This is a genomic window from Streptomyces sp. MUM 203J, from assembly GCF_022414595.1.
Lineage (GTDB): Bacteria > Actinomycetota > Actinomycetes > Streptomycetales > Streptomycetaceae > Streptomyces.
Genome location: NZ_JADWYO010000012.1, coordinates 19,705 through 36,146, shown reverse-complemented (window position 1 = coordinate 36,146; position 16,442 = coordinate 19,705). Strand labels below are relative to the sequence as shown.

Below are 16,442 nucleotides of genomic sequence, written 5' to 3'. Positions count from 1 at the left end.
CCCTCCACGGTACGGAACACGCTCACCTCCCCTCCGCCCGGGTCCCCGCGCCCGCGCTCAGATGCCTGGCCGCGAAGTCGAGCTCAAGCCGGAGTTGCTTGATCCGCTCCTCCACCACCAGGGACCCGTGCCCCGCGTCGTACCGGTACACCTCGTGCACCGCCCCGCGCGCCGCCAGCCGGTCCACGTAGTTGTCGATCTGCCGGATCGGGCAGCGCGGGTCGTTGACACCGGCCGAGATGTAGACCGGCGCCCGCACCGCGTCCACGTACGTGAGCGGCGACGACGCCTCGTACCGCTCCGGCACCTCCTCCGGTGCCCCGCCGAACAGCGTCCGGTCCAGCGCCTTCAGCGCCTCCATCTCGTCCTGGTACGCGGTCACGTAGTCCGCGACCGGTACGGCGGCGATGCCGACGGCCCACGCGTCCGGCTGGGTGCCCAGACCCAGCAGGGTCAGGAAGCCGCCCCACGAGCCGCCGGTCAGGACCAGCCTCGACGGATCGGCCAGCCCCGAGGACACCGCCCACTCCCGGACCGCCGCGATGTCCTCCAGCTCGATCAGACCGACCCGGTGCTTCAGCGCGTCCGTCCACTCCCGGCCGTACCCGGTCGAGCCCCGGTAGTTCACCCGCACCACCGCGTACCCGTGGTCGACCCAGGCCGCCGGGCCCGCGGCGAACGCGTCGCTGTCGTGCCAGGTCGGCCCGCCGTGGATCTCGAACACCGTCGGCAGCGGGCCCGTGACGCCGGCCGGCTTCTGGACGAGCGCGTGGATCCTGCCGCCCGGGCCCTCCACCCACACGTCCTCCACCGGCACCGATGCCGGAGCCCTCGGCCCGGGCGGGTCCAGCACGACCCCGCCCGCCGTGGACCGCACCGACGACGGCAGCGCCGCCGACGACCACAGGTACTCGACCGCTCCGTCCGGCCGTGCCGTCGCACCGGACACCGAACCGGCCGGCGTCTCCACCCGCGTCCGCTCCCCGGTCGACACGTCGTACCGCCACAGCTCGCTGCGCGCCTCGAAGCTGTGCACGATCAGCAGCGCCGACCCGTCCGGATACCACTCGGCGCTCACATCGCCGGGCAGGCCGAGCCGCAGCCCCGTCTCCTCACCCGAGGCCACGTCCCACACCAGCGGCTCCCATCGGCCCTGCCGCTGGTGCCCGACGAGCAGCCGGGTGTCCCCGTCCACCGGCGCGAAGCCCAGCACCGCCAGGCCCAGCTCCTCCGTACCCCCCTTCGTGTCGTCCAGCTCCGCCACCACCGAGCCGTCGAGCCGCACCACCCGCAGCGCCGCGTGCATCGCGTCCCCGTGCTCGGTGTGCTCGATCGCCAGCAGCGCCCCGTCGTGCGACAGGTCCCCGACTCCCGCCGACTCACGGTGCCGGTAGATCTCCACCGGCTGATGCCCGGGCCGCACCACATGGACCGTCGACCCGTCCTCGTCCGTGGACCGGCCCACCACCGACGTCCCGTCCCGCCCGATCGCCAGGCCCGCCGGATACGACGGCTCCAGCCCCGGCGCCGCGGGCTCGTCCGGCCCGCCGCCGAACGGCTGGCGCATCCACACGCCGAACTCGTCGCCGTCGTGATCCGCGAACCACCAGATCCACTCGCCGTCGGGTGACAGCGTGCCGTCCGTCGTCCCGTTCGGCCGGTCCGTGGCCTGCCGCTGCGTCCCGGTCACCCGGTCCCAGGCGTACAGCTCATACGTGCCGGTCGCGTTCGACACGAACAGCGCGCGGTCCGGCGCGTCCTGCGCCCAGTCGGGCAGCGAGACCCGCGGCGCCCGGAACCGCTTCTCCCACTCGGGCACGCCCGGCGCGGGCACGGACGCCGACGCGGTCTGCGGATCGGGAGAGGCCGTCGAATCGGGTGAGGCCGACGGGACGGGCGAGGTCTTCGGGTCCGGCGAGGTCTTCGGGTCGGCTTGCTGAGTCATGCCGTCCATCATGCTCCGACCCACCCACGTCCCGCCGAGCCTGTGGACAACTTGTCCCCAGGCCGGGTCCCGTCAGGACTGCACGGCCGGAGTCAGTGCCAGAGTCACCCCCAGACCGACGAGCACGGTGCCGATCACGCGGTTCAGCACGGCCTGCCGCCGCAGCAGCCGGGCCCGCAGGCTCTCGGTCGAGAAGAACAGCGCCGCCAGGCCGAACCACACGAGGTGGGCGACCGACATGAACGCGCCGTATCCGGCCTGCTGGACGACCGGGGTGTCCGTGCTCACCACCTGGGTGTAGGTGCTGAGCACGAACAGCATGGTCTTCGGATTGAGCGCGTTCGTCAGAAACCCGACGCGCAGGGCGCCCGCTCTGGACAGCCCCTTGTCGGCGGACAGATCGATGTCCACTTCCGTGCGCGCCACGAACGTCTTGTAGCCGATATAGACGAGATAGGCGGCGCCGACGATCTTCATCACGGTGAACAGCGTGGGTGTCCTGGAGACCAGCAGGCCCACGCCGAGCATCGTGTAGGCGACATGCACCAGCACACCGAGCGATATCCCGAGGGCGCACAGCAGACCTGCGGTCCGGCCGTACAGACAGCTGTTCCGCACGGTCATGGCGAAGTCCGCGCCGGGGCTGATGACGGCCAGGACGGTGATGACGGCGACGGCGATGATCTGACCCATGGCTCCGGAACCTCCATAGCGGCACAGGTCTGCCCGGAAGGCGGGCAGACCTGGAAGGGAAAGGGCGCGTCGAGCCTATGACGCACCGTTCATGCTGCTCCCCGGCTGCCCGCTCGCAGTCGGTGCTGTCTCCCTTGCCGCTGGTCCGGGCCCCGCAGCCGGCGCTGTTCCGCCACCGGAGCGGTCCGGGCCCCGCGGACCGCTCCCCTTCCCGGTGATGCCGCCCGCAGCCGCCGCGCCTACCCTCCGGCCTCCCCCGCGGGCCGGGACGCGTGCCGGGCGTGCGGGTTCGCGAGGGTCATGCGGGGGTCGGCCGCGCGGGTGATGGCCGACTCGATCGCCGCGATCCGGTCGGCCAGCAGCCCCAGCGCCGCCACCGCCCGTACCACCGGGTCCTCCTCCGGGTCGCCCAGCGCCCGCGCCCTGCCGTGCGCGGCCTTCAGTTCGGCCCAGCGGGCGGACTGCTCCGGCGTCAGGGCGCCCTGAAGCTCCGCCAGCTTCAGCAGGTTCGCCTCGGCGCCGGACGTCAGTGTCTGCGCCTCGGCCGTGTAGTGGTCCTGGACGACCGCGGCCAGCTCCGCCTCGTTCATGACCGGTGAGATCCGCGCCGCGATCTTGTTCATGTCCCGGTACGAGCCCTGCAGCTGGAAGCGCGGCTCGGTGCGGGTCTCGTCGGACTGGGCGGCCGACGCGATGTACGCGGCGTTCACCGCGAGCACGGTCCGGCGGGCCGTCAGCAGGTGCCGCAGCACCGCGAGGACCTCGTTCAGCTCGGATGCCGCGTACGGGTGGCTCAGCCGGTCGGGCCCGGGCGCCCCCGGGTCGCCCGCCGCCATCCGCACCAGCGCGTCCAGGTCCGACAGGTCCCGCCCGGCCAGCGGCGCCAGCACCGGGTTCGCGGTCAGCGCGTTCTCGACGAAACTCAGCGCGAAGGCATCCTCCTTGCCGCCCAGCACATCGCCCAGGTTCCACACGTCGGCCCGGTTCGCCAGCATGTCCGGGATCCGGAAACGGCTGCCGGACTCCGTGTACGGGTTCGCCGTCATGCACACCGCGAACCGCTTGCCCCGCAGGTCGTACCCGTCCAGCGCCCGGGTCGCGTCGCACAGCGGGATGAACTTCTGGAGCAGTTCCGGCGAGGTGTGCTGGACGTCGTCGATGTGCAGCAGCACGTTGTTCCCGGCCGACAGCGCGAACCGGACCTTCTCCAGTTCGCGGCGCGCCGCCGAGTGCGGGGCCTCCGCCGGGTCCAGGGACGTGACGTCGTGGCCGAGGGCGGGTCCGTCCACCTTCACCAGCAGCATGCCGAGCCGCTCCGCGACGTACTCCATCAGCGTCGTCTTGCCGTATCCGGGCGGGGAGACGAGCAGGAGCAGGCCGTGGCTGCCCGGGCCCATCTGCTTGTTCAGGCTGTCCCCGACGAGCGGCAGGTACACCTCGTCCACCAGCCGCCCCCGTACGAACGAGGCCATCGCGCGCGGCCGGTACGCGTCCAGGCCGAGTCGTTCGCGCTCGGCCGCCACCAGCGCGGCCCGCCGCTTCTGGTACGCGCGGAACGCGGGCACCGCGTCCCGCCGGAATCCCTCCACGCGTGCGAGAAGCTCGTCCAGACGGATCGTCAGTGCCCGTCCTTCGACGCGCGGGTGCGTGCCCAGCAGGCCCTCGGCCCTCGCCGTCAGCTCCGCCTCCCGGTCGTAACGGGGAAGTTCCGGGCACAGCTCCAGGACCACCGCCTCCGCCAGGTCCCCGTCGGCCACCGGCTCCCCGGTCGCCGCCGCGTACGCCGACAGCCACGACTCGACCAGCATCCGCCGGGCACCCAGGTCCGCGATCCCCGCCAGGTCCTGCTCGTACGCCTCCAGATCCACCGCACCCCGGAACTTCCCCACCAGGGTGCGGGCCGCCGCCCCCGCGACAAAGCCCTCGGGCCCCGCAGCCAGCTCCTCCACCAGGTACGCCGCCCCCACCGCCGCGTCCATCGGGGACCCGGCCCCCGCCATCGCCGCGGCCAGCTCCCCCCGCAGCCCGTCCAGCCCCGGCGCCGCCCCGAACGCCTCCCGCGCACGGGCCAGCGACCGGGCCCGCACCGTCCAGGCGGCCCGCACCGCGTCCTCCGCCACGCCGTACGCCCAGAACTCCTGCGCCGCGCCGCGCGCGCGTGCGGGGTACCGCAGCAGCCCCGCGCCCGCGTGCAGCCGCAGCACAGCGGCCAGGATCAGCGCCGCGTCCCGGTCGTGGACGCCCAGCTCGTAGCCCTCGTCGTAGGCCTCCCGCGCCGCCTCCCGCACCAGGCCGTCCAGTTCGCCGGCCTCGCCGGCCGCCGCCAGCGCCTCCGCCCCGTGTTCGCCCAGCAGCCGCACCGCCAGGAACTCCGCCCGGTACACGTCCGCGTTCTCCGACGGCAGGCTCTGCCCCCAGAACGCGCGCGTCCCGGCGAAGCCCTCGTCCGTGACCGGCGCCCGGTAGTCCGTGCCCGGCACGGCGAACACGAGCGTGTCGTCCCCGGAGGGGACCAGCGTCAGGTCCACCGGCTGGGTGTTCACCGCGAACCGGTGCCGTCCCAGCCGGATCGCCGCCCCGCCGTCGGCGTACAGGTCCGTGCGGTCCCGCAGTGCCCGCGCGGCCTCCTGCCGGGCCGCCGTGATCCGGCCCTCCAGCTCCTCCGCGCGCGCCGACTCGCCCAGCCCGCGCAGCTCCTCCGCCGACCGGCGCACCTTCGCGACCAGCGGGTCCGACGCGAAGAACGTGTTGATCTCGTCCTGGTCCGCGAGCGACGCCAGCCGACGCGCCACCGTCTCCAGCACCCGCCCCGCCGACGAGGCCAGCCGCTCGGCGTGCCGTGCCCGCTCGTCCTGCAGCGCCTGCTTGCGCGCCGCGAACGCCTCGTACACCTCGTCGCGCTTCGCGGCGACGACGGCCGACGCCTCGTCGGACGCGCCGAACCGGGCTTCCAGGTTCTCCAGCCGCAGCAGCAGCCCGGCGAGTTGCCCGTCACACGCCTCCGGCGTGTCCGCGGCGGCCAGCGCCCCCGTCACCGCCTGGCCCAGCAGGGCGGTCTCGGCCGCGAACTCCGCGCGCGACTCGCCCGCCGCCAGCTCCCGGCGGCGTGCGTCCAGCGTGGCCCGCGCCCGGTTCACCCCGCCCAGCACGGCGGAGATCCGCTCCAGGATCGCGGTCCGCAGCGTCGCGTCACCGATGTCGAGCCCCGTCACCACCTCCGTGACCGTGCGCAGTCCCTCCGCCTGCGTGTCGATCAGCGCGGCAAGCGGCTCCGCCTCGGCGGCCGTCCCGATGCCCTCGGCCCGCGCCGTGAGCTGTTCCACCTCCTCGTCGTACGACACGAACGCGTCGTCCCGGGACAGGAACTCCACCGCCCGCCCGCCGAAGACCTCCAGGTCGCCGCCCACGTCGGCGGCCAGTTCGTCGATGCGCTCGGCATCCGCGTACCGCATCTCCTTCAGCGTCACCAGCCGGCCCTGGGCGCGGCGCAGCCCGGTGAGCCGCTCGACCCATTCGGGCGCGGTGCGCGGCGCCTCGCCCCGCATGCGCCGCACCAGCGTCGCGACCCGGGAGGCGGCCTCCGCCAGTGCCTCCGCCGCCTGCCGCTTCAGCTCCCGTACCGCCGCGAACTCCGCGAGCACCTGCTCCGCGGTCTCCCGCAGCCCGGCCAGCGGCTCCAGAACACCGCCCCCGGCCTCCGGGTCGGCGAGCCAGTGGTAGGCGTCCAGAGCACGCGCGCAGCGACCCGCCAGGTCCTCGTACGCCTCCGTCGTCGGCTCCGCGTCCGGGGCGGACGCCGCCGACGCGGTGCGCGCCACCGCGAGGCAGTCCGACACCGCCCGTACGAGGTCGGGGTTGCCGATCCGCTCCAGCGGCCCCTCGCCCACCGGCTGCGCGGCGGCGAAGGTGTCGGAGACGTACGGGCTGCGCCACACCTGGACCGGGTGCACGCGTGCGGGCTCCCCGTCCGCCGGGGCGCGCAGCACGTGCAGCGTGCCGTCCTCGAACAGCGCGTAGCCCTGGCAGGCGACCGGCGCTGCCACGGACCGCCGGATCAGGTTGTACGGCAGGAGCAGCGTCCGCCCGTCCCCGCGCGCCTGGAACACGTACAGGACGTCCTCGCCGTTGGGGGAGTGGACGGCCCGCTCGAACTCCATGCCCTCGGCGTCGGTGCCGAAGGTCCTGTGGGTGCCGTCGGCCAGGCAGTAGCCGCCGGGGAAGACGACGCCCTGGCCGCCGGGCAGGCGGCGGCACGCCTGTCCGATGCCGTCCAGCCGGGCGACGGTCCGCGTGGTGACCGACACGGCCAGGTACCGGTCGGTGTCCTCCTTGTAGGGGCGCACCCGCAGCAGGAGAAGAGCCCCCACGCGCGCGTGGGCGATGTCCGCGTCCGCCAGGGACTGAAGCGGCTCGGTGACCGGCTCCTCGTACAGGACGCCCTCGGCGTCCCGCACGGTCAGCGTCCCGCCGGTCGTGCCCGCGTACAGCTCCACATCACCCGGCACGCGTGCGTAGGCGGTGCCGTCGACCGTTCCGTGGTCCTCGCGTGTGGCCGCCGTCCACGTCACGTCGTGCGCGGGCGGCAGCACATGGTCCCGCTCACCGCGCGCGTCGAGGAACTGCGCCGAGCCGTCCCGGCGCAGCCGCCAGCGCAGCACCCGGATGTCCTCGGCCCGCTCTCCGGTCCGGAACACCGCGAGCAGCTTCCCGTCGGCCAGCCGCAGCCGCAGCAGCCGCGACCCCCGGTAGTACCGGTGCAGCCCCTGGAACTCCCGTACGAAGGAGGGGTCGTCGAGCAGCCCCGGCACCGCGTCCCGGGCGAGCGCCTCCAGCCCCTCGCGCGCGTGCAGCGCGAACACGTCACCGACCCGGACCTCCTCGGGCCCGGCCACCCCGCTGTAGCCCACGAGCAGCGTGTTCCCGACCGCGACCACGTCCCGGGCCAGCGCGGACGCCTCGGTGCGCAGCCGCTCGGTGCCGTCGAGCCGCAGCTCCGCGGCGCCGAACACCTCCGCGCGGCGGGCGTTCAGCTCCTGAGCACGCGCCGCCAGTCCGGCGCCCTGCGCGGCCAGCCGCTCCCGCAGCACGTCGTAGGCGGAGGCGTCCATGACGGCGCCGGAGGTCTCGTTGGTGCTCATCCTCGCGGGTTCCCCTCTTCGAAGAAGCGGCCCGGAGCTGCTGCCCCCCGTGACGGCAGCTCCGGGCCTCGTACGCCTGGTCCAGGTCTCAGACCTGGGCCGGCGTACCGTTCAGTGCGGCCAGCGGCGTCTCCGACAGCCCCAGCCGTTCGGCGGCGTCCAGCAGCTTCCGCAGCTCGGGGCTGCTCTCCACACCGCCGCCCTGTCCCATCAGCTTCATCAGCAGCGCGGACACGGTCATGTTCTGCACATCACCGGTGGACAGCGAGCTGAGCACCCGGGTCACGTCCTGCGTGAAGTCCGCCGACCCGTCCAGCCACGGCCCGGCCAGCGCCTGCGCGGTCTGGGACTGCTTCATGAACCCGTCCACGCTCTTGCCGAGCGACATCGCGCCGACGATCTTGTCGAAGAACGCGGACTCCCCGCCGACGATGCTGATGTCGGCCTTCTCCAGACCGGAGGCGAGCACCGAGGCCTGGGCCTCCGCGATCTGCCGCTGGGCGTCCAGACCGGCCAGCCGGATGTCCTTCTCGGCCTCCAGCCGCAGCCGGAACTCCTCGTGTCCGCGGGACGCCTCGTCCAGCGCCGCCATGGCCGCGGCCTTCTCGTTGATGCCGTGTGCCTCCGCCTTCAGCCGCTCCGCGACGGCCTCGGCCTCCGCGAGCGCCTTGGCCCGCCGGCCCTCGGCCTCGGCCAGCGCCTGCTTGCGGGCGCCCTCTGCCTCCGCCTTGAGCCGCGCCTCGGTGGCCTGTGCCTCCGCGAGGCCGGACTTCTCGATGACCTCCGCCTCGGCGTCCCGCACCTGCACGGCGGCCAGGCCCTCGGCGGCCTGCTCGGCCTGCACACCCTCCGCGAGCCGCAGCTTGGCCTGCGCGTCCAGGTCGGCGGCCTTCAGCCGGGCCTCCGCCAGCGTCAGCTCCTCGGCGGCGCGGTGTACGGCGGCCTGCTCGGCGGCCTCGGCGGCCTTGATGTCCTTGACCAGCCGCTCCTGCGCCTCCGCCTCGGCCGCGATGACGACCGCCTGGCGCTCACGCTCGGCCTCCTCCACGGCCCGCAGCCGCTTGATGGACTCCTCCTGCTCCGCGACCGTGCGGTCCACGGCGACCCGCTCCCGGATGACCTCCGCGATGTCCCGGCGCTCGGCCTCGACCTCCCTCTCGGCGGCGATCCTGGTCAGCATCGTCTCCCGCTCGCGGGCGATGGCCTCCAGCTGGCGGTCCTTCTCGATCCGCTCGTTCTCCACGGCGATGACCCGCTCGCGGTTCTTCTCCGCGACGGCCACCTCGCGGGCCTGGTTCTCCCGCTGGATGCCGAGCTGCTCCTCGGTCCGCAGGAAGGCGCCCTGTGCCCGCAGCCGCTCCTCCTCCGCGACCCGCGTGGTCTCCGCCTCCTCCCGGGCCCGGACGGTCTCGATCTCCCGCTTCTGCTTGATCTCGGCGTCCGCCTGACGGCGCTCCAGCTCCAGGATGGCCTCGCGGGCGTCGACGTTCTGGCGGGTGATCTCCTTCTGCTCGTTCTGCCGGAACTCGTTGGTGCGGATGTGCTCGACAGCGGTCAGCTCGGTGATCTTGCGGATGCCCTGGGCGTCCAGGATGTTGTCGGCGTCGAGCTGGCTGAGCGGCGTCTGCTCCAGGTAGTCGATCGCCGCGTCCTCCAGGTGGTAGCCGTTGAGGTCGACGCCGATGACCTCGATGATCCGGTACCGCAGTTCGTCGCGCTTGGTGTAGAGGTCGGTGAAGTCCATCTGCTTGCCGACGGTCTTCAGCGCCTCGGAGAACTTGGCGTTGAACAGGTCCTGCAGGGTGGCCTTGTCGCTGGCGCGGGCCGTGCCGATCGCCTGGGCGACCCGGATGACGTCCTCTGCTGTCTTGCTGACCCGGACGAAGAACGAGATCCGTATGTCGGCGCGGATGTTGTCCTTGCAGATCAGGCCGTCGCGGCCGGTGCGGGAGATCTCGATGGTCTTCACCGAGATGTCCATGACCTCGGCGCGGTGCAGCACCGGCAGGACGACCTGACCGGTGAAGGTCACATCGATCTTGCGCATCTTCGACACGATGAGGGCCTTGCCCTGGTCGACCTTGCGGAACAGCTTGGTGACGGTCAGGACCAGCGCGACCAGGATCAGCAGGACAGCGGCGATGAGCACACCGATGCCCCAGGGGAAGGCGTCCATGGGAAATCCTTGCGGGTGAGTCGCGGGCACGCACGCGTCCGCGGGCAGGGCAGAGCAGAAGCAGAGCTGGTGGGGTGGTGGGGTGGCGAGCGGGGCTCAGGCGGCGGCCAGCGGCTGCGGGGTGACCCAGAAGAACTCGCCGGTGTCGTCGTACGCGTAGAGCAGGGCGGTGGAGCCTCTGGTGAGCGGTGGCTCGCCGCCGAGCTGCCGTACCGGTACGACGGCGGTGGGCCCGCCCCGTACCGCGACCTCGGCCCGCCCGAACCCGCCGTCGACCCGTCCGGTGCGGATCGTGCAGGTCCGGCCGACGAAGTCGCCGTGGCGCGGGGCCGGTTCATGCGGGTGGTGACGGCACCAGAGCCGTACGAGCAGCCGTGTCACCCGCTGGCCCGCCGACAGGGCCGCGCCGAGCAGGACGAGCGACAGCAGGATGCGGATCACCCCGGGGCCGGTCAGCCGGTGCAGGGCGTAGGACCCGGCGAGGCTGGTGAACCAGCCGGTGAGGACCACCCCGGACACCGCAGCCGCGGCCGGGACACCGCCCAGGCCGAGCGGGCCGAGCGGCAGGTCCCCGTCGAAGGCGTGCCGGTCCGTGACGCGGCAGAGCGCCAGCATCCAGAAGCCCAGGACGATGACCAGGGCGGCGGTGAAGGGCAGTGTGGGGAAGCCGATCGCCGCGGTGAGCAGGTCGCGCATTCCGGTGCCCCCTTCGCCAGCCTCGCCGGTTCGGTACGTGTGTGACGGACGGGCGGTGCGAAAACCGAGCCGGTGCCGGGCGGGCATGATCTGCCGCAGTCCGGCACCGGCTCGGTGCCCCCGTTTCCGTAGTACTGATACTGGCAGCGGATGACCGGCTCGTGCATTGCCGGAATCCGGCAGTCTTGACGGCGTCTTGATGCCGGTCTGGGAACCCGGTTACTGACGGATCATCAGTACGGTCCGCCGGACGGCTCCGCTCGCTCCTCAGTCCGTCGTGGTGCAGAGCGCCCAGATGACGAGGATGCCGAGGGCGATGGAGATGAAGCCCCATACCGGCTGGTAAGGCAGCCAGATGAAGTTCCCGATCACGGCCAGCGAGGCGATCGCCACACCACCCGCCTTGGCCCAGACCGCGCCGCGCAGGATGCCCCAGCCGATCCCGACGAGGACCAGGCCGAGCACCAGGTGGATCCAGCCCCAGGAGGTGACGCTGAACTCGAAGACGTAGTCGCCGATGACGCCGTAGACGTCGTCCTCGGCGATCCCGACGATGCCCTGGAGCATGCCCAGGACACCCACGACCATCAGCAGGACCCCGGCGAACATCGTGCCCGCCGTCGCCCAGCCCGCGCCGCCGGTCGTCGGCGGGGGAGGCCCGCCCTCGTGGTGGGCGTGGGCGTGCCCCGGCGCCATGTCGTGGGGTCCGTCTCCCGGCTCGTGTCCCTGCTGGCTCATGGCCGTCACCACGCCCTTCTCTGCGGAAGCGGATCTCTCCGTGCGGCCGTACGTGTACGAGCCAGCCTCCGCCGGGAGTTCGCGCGCGGCGACCGGTACTGGACCGTACGGGTGAGCCCGCGGGCCGTGGTCTCCGGCTCGCGGCGGGCCCGGCCGGGTGCTGCGCCGAGAGGTGACCGCTCATACCGGACGGTCCGGGCGCGCCGGACGCGGCGCCCCCGCCGCGAGCGTCGCGGCGCCGTCACCGGTCTGGCAGCGGCGCCGCGAGCCGGCGCCGGCCCGGGTGCTGATGACCCCGTCGGCCGTACCGGCCCGGCTGCTCACCGTCGCGCAGGCGGGCGGCATGCGGCACGGGCCAGACACTGCCGCCGTTCGTGGCGCTCCGGACCGTGCTGACGGCCGCGATGATGCCGCTGCCGCCGGTCGCGCCGGCCGCGATCATCTGGGGCCGGGCCATCGGGCGGCAGCCCGGCGGGGCGGCCCGGGCGGACGACGGCGGGAGACGCTAGGGCTCGAACAACCGGAAGAAGAGAGGAAAGGTTCCGAGCACCCCGACGCCGATGAGCACCAGGCAGACGACCAGCGCCCAGACCGTCTCCACGGCCTTCTTTCGCAGGGCGACGTGCAACACGGCCCAGGCGACCAGCCAGACGGCGAGCGCGAGCAGGGTCTTGCCCGACAGCGAACCCACCGGCTCGCTCCACGCCAGCCAGTCCTTCACCGAGGTGCTGGCCTCGGCGAGCGTGGTCAGCACGCCCAGGGCGGCAGCTCCCAGACCCGCGGCGAGGATCGCGGCGGAGACGGCACCCTCGGGCCGGTCGCGCCGGTGTCCGTCGCGCCGGTGTTCCGCGGCGGCTCCCTCGGGGGCGGAACCCATGGCACCCACTTCCTCTCGCTCCAGGGGGCGGCTCAGTCCACAGGGGCGGCCTTGGTGATCAGCGCTCCGAGGGCCCCCGCGACGGCGGCGAACAGGAACGCCAGCACGAACAGCAGCATGGCAGTGCGGCGTACCCGCTGATGGCGGATGAGCAGATCGCCGTAGAACAGCACGATGAAGGCGACGGTGGTCGCCAGGATCGGGCTGAGCCAGGCGATGTGCTCCTTCCACTCCATGCCGAAGGTGTGCCACTCGGCTGTGTCGGGGTCGGCGAGCAGCCGGGACCGGGCGCTGTCGGGCCCCGGATCCCGGTACCAGGGATAGACGACCCATGTGCCCGTGACCACGGTCCCCCAGGCCGCCAGAGCCATGGCCGAGGTGCCGATCTTCAGCCGCCGCATCCGTTCGTGGACTCCGGTGCCGGTGAGCAGCGCGGCCCGCAGTCCGTACAGGTCCGCCAGCCCTCCGGCGAAGGCCAGCAGGAACACGGCGCCCAGCACCATGCCGTGGACCAGCGTCCACACCTCGCGTTCCGTGAAGCTCACGGCGGCCTCCCGGGGTGCTGCTCTTTCACCCGCCCCGGCTCCACCGGGGCTTCTCCCTCTCACCTTGCCCCAGCCGGGGCTTCACGTCCTGTTGTCCCCCCGACGGCGGCGAGCGCTGGCACGGCCCGGCAACCGCCGCCCACCATGGACCATGAGCAAGGCGGCGGCGTCCCGCGGAGCCCGGGCCGAGGACGAACGGGGAGGGCCGGACCACACGGTGATCCTGGCCGTCGCCCTGGCCGTACCTGCTGTGAAGCTCGCGTACACGGTCGGCGGGCACGAGGCGGCCTGGGAGGTCCTGATCGTGATGGAGCCGACGAACTGGCCGGACATCCTGATCGGCATGGTTCTCGCGAGCCCCGCCCTGGCGGCCGTCCTCGCGGTCGTCTCCTCCCGCATGGTCTTCGCCCACTTCGCGGCGAGGAGTGTGGCGACGGGCGCGGTCACGACGGCCACCGGACCGGCGGCCGTCGCGCGCGGGGTGGCGCTCGCAGCCGTGAACCCCCTGGCGGTCGGCATCCTGATGGCGGTCTTCTTCGGCCCCTGGTGGGGGACGGCCACCGGCCTCGTGGCATTCGCCCTGCGCCAGGGCGTGGTGGCGGAGTACCGCCTGGGACGCCGCACTCCGGACGGCGCGCTCCGGCGTACGCCACCGGGCGCCCCCCGGACCTGGCGTCACCGCGTCACGGCCACCCAGCAGTGGGCGGCGCTGTTCCTGGCCGTCCTCGCCCTGCCGTTCACCGCCTTCGCCTCCGCCCTGGACGGCACGTCGTGGGCGCCGGTCGTCGACTGCACCGTCGACACCGAGGACGGCTCCCACCCCGACCGCCTCATCGAACTCACCCGCAGAGGCAACGGTGTCGTCGGCTGGTCTCCCGCCCACCACGAGGCCGTCAACGGCACTGCCTGCACCTCCGCCGGGACCCGCGTGATCCGCGACCCCTGGTACGGCTGACCGTCGGCACCTCCGAACGGCTCCCAGGCTGCCGGGGAGCCGTTCGGTGCGGAGGCATCCGGCCGCCGGTGGTCACCGCGTTCCCGATCCGCAAGGCCGAAGGCCGTCAGGTCGGTTCCAGACCGCCGTCGATGGTGAGGATCTGCCCGGTGAGCCAGGCGGCGGCCGGATCGGCCGGGCGCAGCATCCAGGCGGCCACCTCGCCGGGACCGCCGCGGCGCCCGAGGGGAATGCGGGCGGCAGGACGTAGCCGCCCTCCACGGGTACCTGGCGGTCCTGAGGCCGCTGGGAGGCTGTTCAGGAACTGGTGGGGTCTGGCCGCTCGCAGAGGTCCCTCTCATAGGTGGATGGGCTCATCAGGAGTCCGCTGACCTGCATGACCGCACAGGCAGCGCGGATGCCCGAGGGTTGGCCCCGGACCACTCGGATGCGCCGACAGCACCGACGACAGCAACGGCGCCGGCGGTGGAGGTGCCGCTTGGAAGGACCGCTGTGGTCGCACCACCTTCCGGAGGCGACCACCAGCGCTGCTCCTCCGGTCCATCGGCGAAACGGATGTGGAACAAAGCCAGCGCCTGCACCCGTTCGGCCCTTACCTTGGGGCGGGTTGACACGCCGCATCGGAGGCCATGTGAACAGCACGCCGACACACGCCGACTCCCTCACCGAGGCCATCCGGGCCCTCGGTGGCACCTGGGGCGCCGAGCGCGCTCTGGCAGCGCTGTTCGGAGCGGGATACCGTCCCGTTGACGCGGCGGCAGGGGAGAAGCGGGCGCGCCAGGTGCTCCGAGACCTTGCCGAAGCCGGGGTCGTCGTGAAGACCAATGAGCGGCCCGTGGAGTATCGACGCGCTGACAGCTGAAACGACCTGCCGCAGGGGTGGCCGTGCCGCGTCCTGACGAGGCGGTACGGGAGCCGGTGCGCATGCCGCAGCAGGACTCGCCGCACACGTCCGGCAGGACGTCAGCCACCCAGGAGGCGCCGGACCTCGTCCGGCGACAGGCGTGCTTCCCGGGCGGCGGTGTCCCCGTCGAAGCGGACGCCCTCGGCGGCCAGGACGCCCGCCGGGGTGTCCGTGCGCGTCGGGTCGGCCCAGCGGAAGCCGGGGCTGACGCGTCCGGCGGCGTTGAGGACCCGCCAGGGGTTGGGGCATGCGTGGCAGGTGGCGAGGTGGGTGCCGACGGGGACGGCGTGGCTGCCGATGACGGTCGCCACGTCGCCGTACGTGGTCCAGCGTCCGGGCGGGACGGCTTCCAGCAGGGTGTGCAGGCTCGTCCAGTCCTTTCCCGCGCCGCGTAGCCGCTTGGCCAGCGACGCGAGGTGGGCCCCCGCCAGCGTCGCCCACTCGTCGGGGTCGACGCCGTCCGGGAGGTGGTCGGTGTCGACGTCCCACCAGGTCGTGCCCTGGATGCTGTCGGCCTTCCGGGCGGTCACGGCTGTGAAGACGTGCTCGGCCAGCCCGGTCGGCGAGTATGACTTGCCGTCGGCGCCCCAGATCAGGGGCTTGGCGGTGCTGTTGCTCCAGGTCGCTGTCGCGCGGCCGGCGTCCTCACTCACCCATTCGACGATGGCCTCACGGATGGATTCGGTCGCGCCGTGCCGCGGCGTCAGCCGCAGCCTGGTCCCGTCAGGCAGCAGCCCGGCGTCGACGAGTACATGGACGGCGTCGCGAGCCCGCGAGCGTTCCTCCAGCTTCCGGGCGGCGGCTTTGGCCTCGACCCGGGCCGGCGCCAGGGTGAACTCCTCCACCTCCGGTGTCGGATAGACCTTGGTGAAGCCGGCGACGAGGTTCCCTTCGACCCTCCACATCCCGACCTGGACGAGGTCGATGTCGAGGTTCATCTCCGACAGCCACACCACGGTGTGGGTGACCTGCTTGGGGAAGCCGGCGGCGATGATCACCTGCCGGGGCCGCTGGAGCAGTTCCGGGCTCCACTCCCCGTCGACGTGGTCGAGGAGGCGCTGCCTGCACGCGTCGAGGTCGAGGGCCTGCCCTCTGCCGGCGAGGAAGTCGCGGTGGGCTTGGGCCAGGGTGTCGAGGTCGAAGCGGGACACGAGTGCGGCGTACGTGATCGCCTGGAGGTGGACGTCCCGGTCGGCCGTCCCCCGCTTCAGCTCGACCACCACGAGGCGGCCCGTGGCGTCCAGCCCCAGGACGTCCAGCCGGTCCCGTGCCGGAACCCCGTCCGCGTCGGCCCACCGGTCGAACTCCGCGGTGATGACCAGCACCGACTCGCCGAGGATCCGCGGGTTGTCGATCACCCACTCCTGGAGGTGCTGCCGTTCGAGCAACCCCTCCGCGGCCAGCCCGGTCGGTGAGACCGGTGTCGCTGACGGCCCCGAAACCCTGAAGAGATGATCCACCCCTGCCCCCTCGTCCGCCCGGCGGCGTCGGGCCGGGCGCTCAGAGCCTATGGCGCGGACGGCCCCCCGGCGCAGTCCATCGCGGCCCGCTCCCGGAACCCGCGCCCGTTTCCGGGAGCCGACCGGGAGCCGTCCTCGGCACTCGGCTCCCCAACGGCTCCCAGAATGCCCCCACAAACCACTCAGGGGCCCGACCCGCTCTCGCGGATCAGGCCCCTGACCTGGTATTTCGGCTGTCGGGGTGGCGGGATTTGAACCCACGACCTCTTCGTCCCGAACGAAGCGCGCTGCCAAGCTGCGCTACACCCCGGTGTC

13 protein-coding genes and 1 tRNA gene are annotated in these 16,442 nt (G+C 73.0%); 3 read left to right on the top strand and 11 right to left on the bottom strand.

The annotated features are described in order from the left end of the window. Positions 1–22 precede the first annotated feature (22 nt). The 6 genes from I3F58_RS09500 to I3F58_RS09475 all read right to left on the bottom strand — a co-directional run bounded on the left by I3F58_RS09500 (position 23) and on the right by I3F58_RS09475 (position 11,386). The gene (locus tag I3F58_RS09500; protein WP_240107845.1) at positions 23–1,945 is read right to left on the bottom strand and encodes a prolyl oligopeptidase family serine peptidase; all 1,923 of its coding nucleotides are present in this window, start codon (positions 1,943–1,945) and stop codon (positions 23–25) included. A gap of 72 nt (positions 1,946–2,017) precedes the next feature. After that, on the bottom strand, positions 2,018–2,638 hold the full coding sequence (locus I3F58_RS09495) for a LysE family translocator (RefSeq protein ID WP_240107844.1): 621 nt from the start codon (positions 2,636–2,638) through the stop codon (positions 2,018–2,020). Between the two features lie 239 nt (positions 2,639–2,877). Next, complete coding sequence (locus I3F58_RS09490) at positions 2,878–7,776, bottom strand: DNA repair ATPase (protein ID WP_240107843.1); 4,899 nt, start codon at positions 7,774–7,776, stop codon at positions 2,878–2,880. A gap of 88 nt (positions 7,777–7,864) precedes the next feature. Further along, entirely contained in the window at positions 7,865–9,952 is a 2,088-nt protein-coding gene (locus I3F58_RS09485) for a flotillin family protein (protein ID WP_240107842.1), read from the bottom strand. A gap of 96 nt (positions 9,953–10,048) precedes the next feature. Beyond that, positions 10,049–10,648, bottom strand: coding sequence for a hypothetical protein (locus I3F58_RS09480; RefSeq protein WP_240107841.1), 600 nt, complete (start codon positions 10,646–10,648; stop codon positions 10,049–10,051). A gap of 267 nt (positions 10,649–10,915) precedes the next feature. Further along, complete coding sequence (locus tag I3F58_RS09475) at positions 10,916–11,386, bottom strand: hypothetical protein (protein WP_374207930.1); 471 nt, start codon at positions 11,384–11,386, stop codon at positions 10,916–10,918. Between the two features lie 374 nt (positions 11,387–11,760). Here I3F58_RS09475 and I3F58_RS29325 point away from each other — a divergent pair, with 374 nt between their 5' ends. Further along, positions 11,761–11,895, top strand: a complete 135-nt coding sequence (locus tag I3F58_RS29325; RefSeq protein WP_275678341.1) for a hypothetical protein — start codon at positions 11,761–11,763, stop codon at positions 11,893–11,895. Here the strand turns inward: I3F58_RS29325 and I3F58_RS09470 are convergent. After that, positions 11,892–12,263 carry a hypothetical protein gene (locus I3F58_RS09470; protein WP_240107840.1) on the bottom strand — a complete coding sequence of 124 codons (372 nt, stop codon included), beginning with the start codon at positions 12,261–12,263 and terminating at the stop codon, positions 11,892–11,894. The genes I3F58_RS29325 and I3F58_RS09470 overlap by 4 nt on opposite strands. Before the next feature lie 32 nt (positions 12,264–12,295). Then, positions 12,296–12,808: a hypothetical protein gene (locus I3F58_RS09465; RefSeq protein WP_240107839.1), complete on the bottom strand. Its 513-nt coding sequence runs from the start codon at positions 12,806–12,808 to the stop codon at positions 12,296–12,298. 151 nt (positions 12,809–12,959) lie between these two features. Between I3F58_RS09465 and I3F58_RS09460 the strand changes: the two genes are divergently transcribed. After that, positions 12,960–13,763, top strand: coding sequence for a hypothetical protein (locus I3F58_RS09460; protein WP_240107838.1), 804 nt, complete (start codon positions 12,960–12,962; stop codon positions 13,761–13,763). 106 nt (positions 13,764–13,869) lie between these two features. Here I3F58_RS09460 and I3F58_RS29320 read toward each other — a convergent pair whose 3' ends face one another. Then, positions 13,870–14,064 (bottom strand): SDR family oxidoreductase, encoded by a 195-nt coding sequence (locus tag I3F58_RS29320; protein ID WP_275678349.1) that lies wholly within the window; start codon positions 14,062–14,064, stop codon positions 13,870–13,872. A gap of 330 nt (positions 14,065–14,394) precedes the next feature. Between I3F58_RS29320 and I3F58_RS09450 the strand changes: the two genes are divergently transcribed. After that, positions 14,395–14,625, top strand: coding sequence for a hypothetical protein (locus tag I3F58_RS09450; protein WP_240107837.1), 231 nt, complete (start codon positions 14,395–14,397; stop codon positions 14,623–14,625). Between the two features lie 101 nt (positions 14,626–14,726). On the opposite strand, the gene I3F58_RS09445 is transcribed toward I3F58_RS09450, so the two are convergent. Both I3F58_RS09445 and I3F58_RS09440 read right to left on the bottom strand, forming a co-directional pair. Beyond that, a complete protein-coding gene (locus tag I3F58_RS09445) occupies positions 14,727–16,055 on the bottom strand; it encodes an MGMT family protein (protein ID WP_240107836.1) in 1,329 nt (442 codons plus the stop codon). A 308-nt stretch (positions 16,056–16,363) separates the two neighbouring features. Beyond that, a tRNA-Pro gene (locus I3F58_RS09440) sits at positions 16,364–16,437 on the bottom strand. Positions 16,438–16,442: the final 5 nt, after the last annotated feature.

Coding starts and splice junctions, on each gene's coding strand:
- I3F58_RS09480 (WP_240107841.1), bottom strand. CDS start 10,648: ATGCGCGACCTGCTCACCGCGGCGATCGGCTTCCCCACACTGCCCTTC.
- I3F58_RS09500 (WP_240107845.1), bottom strand. CDS start 1,945: ATGACTCAGCAAGCCGACCCGAAGACCTCGCCGGACCCGAAGACCTCG.
- I3F58_RS09460 (WP_240107838.1), top strand. CDS start 12,960: ATGAGCAAGGCGGCGGCGTCCCGCGGAGCCCGGGCCGAGGACGAACGG.
- I3F58_RS09485 (WP_240107842.1), bottom strand. CDS start 9,952: ATGGACGCCTTCCCCTGGGGCATCGGTGTGCTCATCGCCGCTGTCCTG.
- I3F58_RS09475 (WP_374207930.1), bottom strand. CDS start 11,386: ATGAGCCAGCAGGGACACGAGCCGGGAGACGGACCCCACGACATGGCG.
- I3F58_RS09495 (WP_240107844.1), bottom strand. CDS start 2,638: ATGGGTCAGATCATCGCCGTCGCCGTCATCACCGTCCTGGCCGTCATC.
- I3F58_RS09470 (WP_240107840.1), bottom strand. CDS start 12,263: ATGGGTTCCGCCCCCGAGGGAGCCGCCGCGGAACACCGGCGCGACGGA.
- I3F58_RS09490 (WP_240107843.1), bottom strand. CDS start 7,776: ATGAGCACCAACGAGACCTCCGGCGCCGTCATGGACGCCTCCGCCTAC.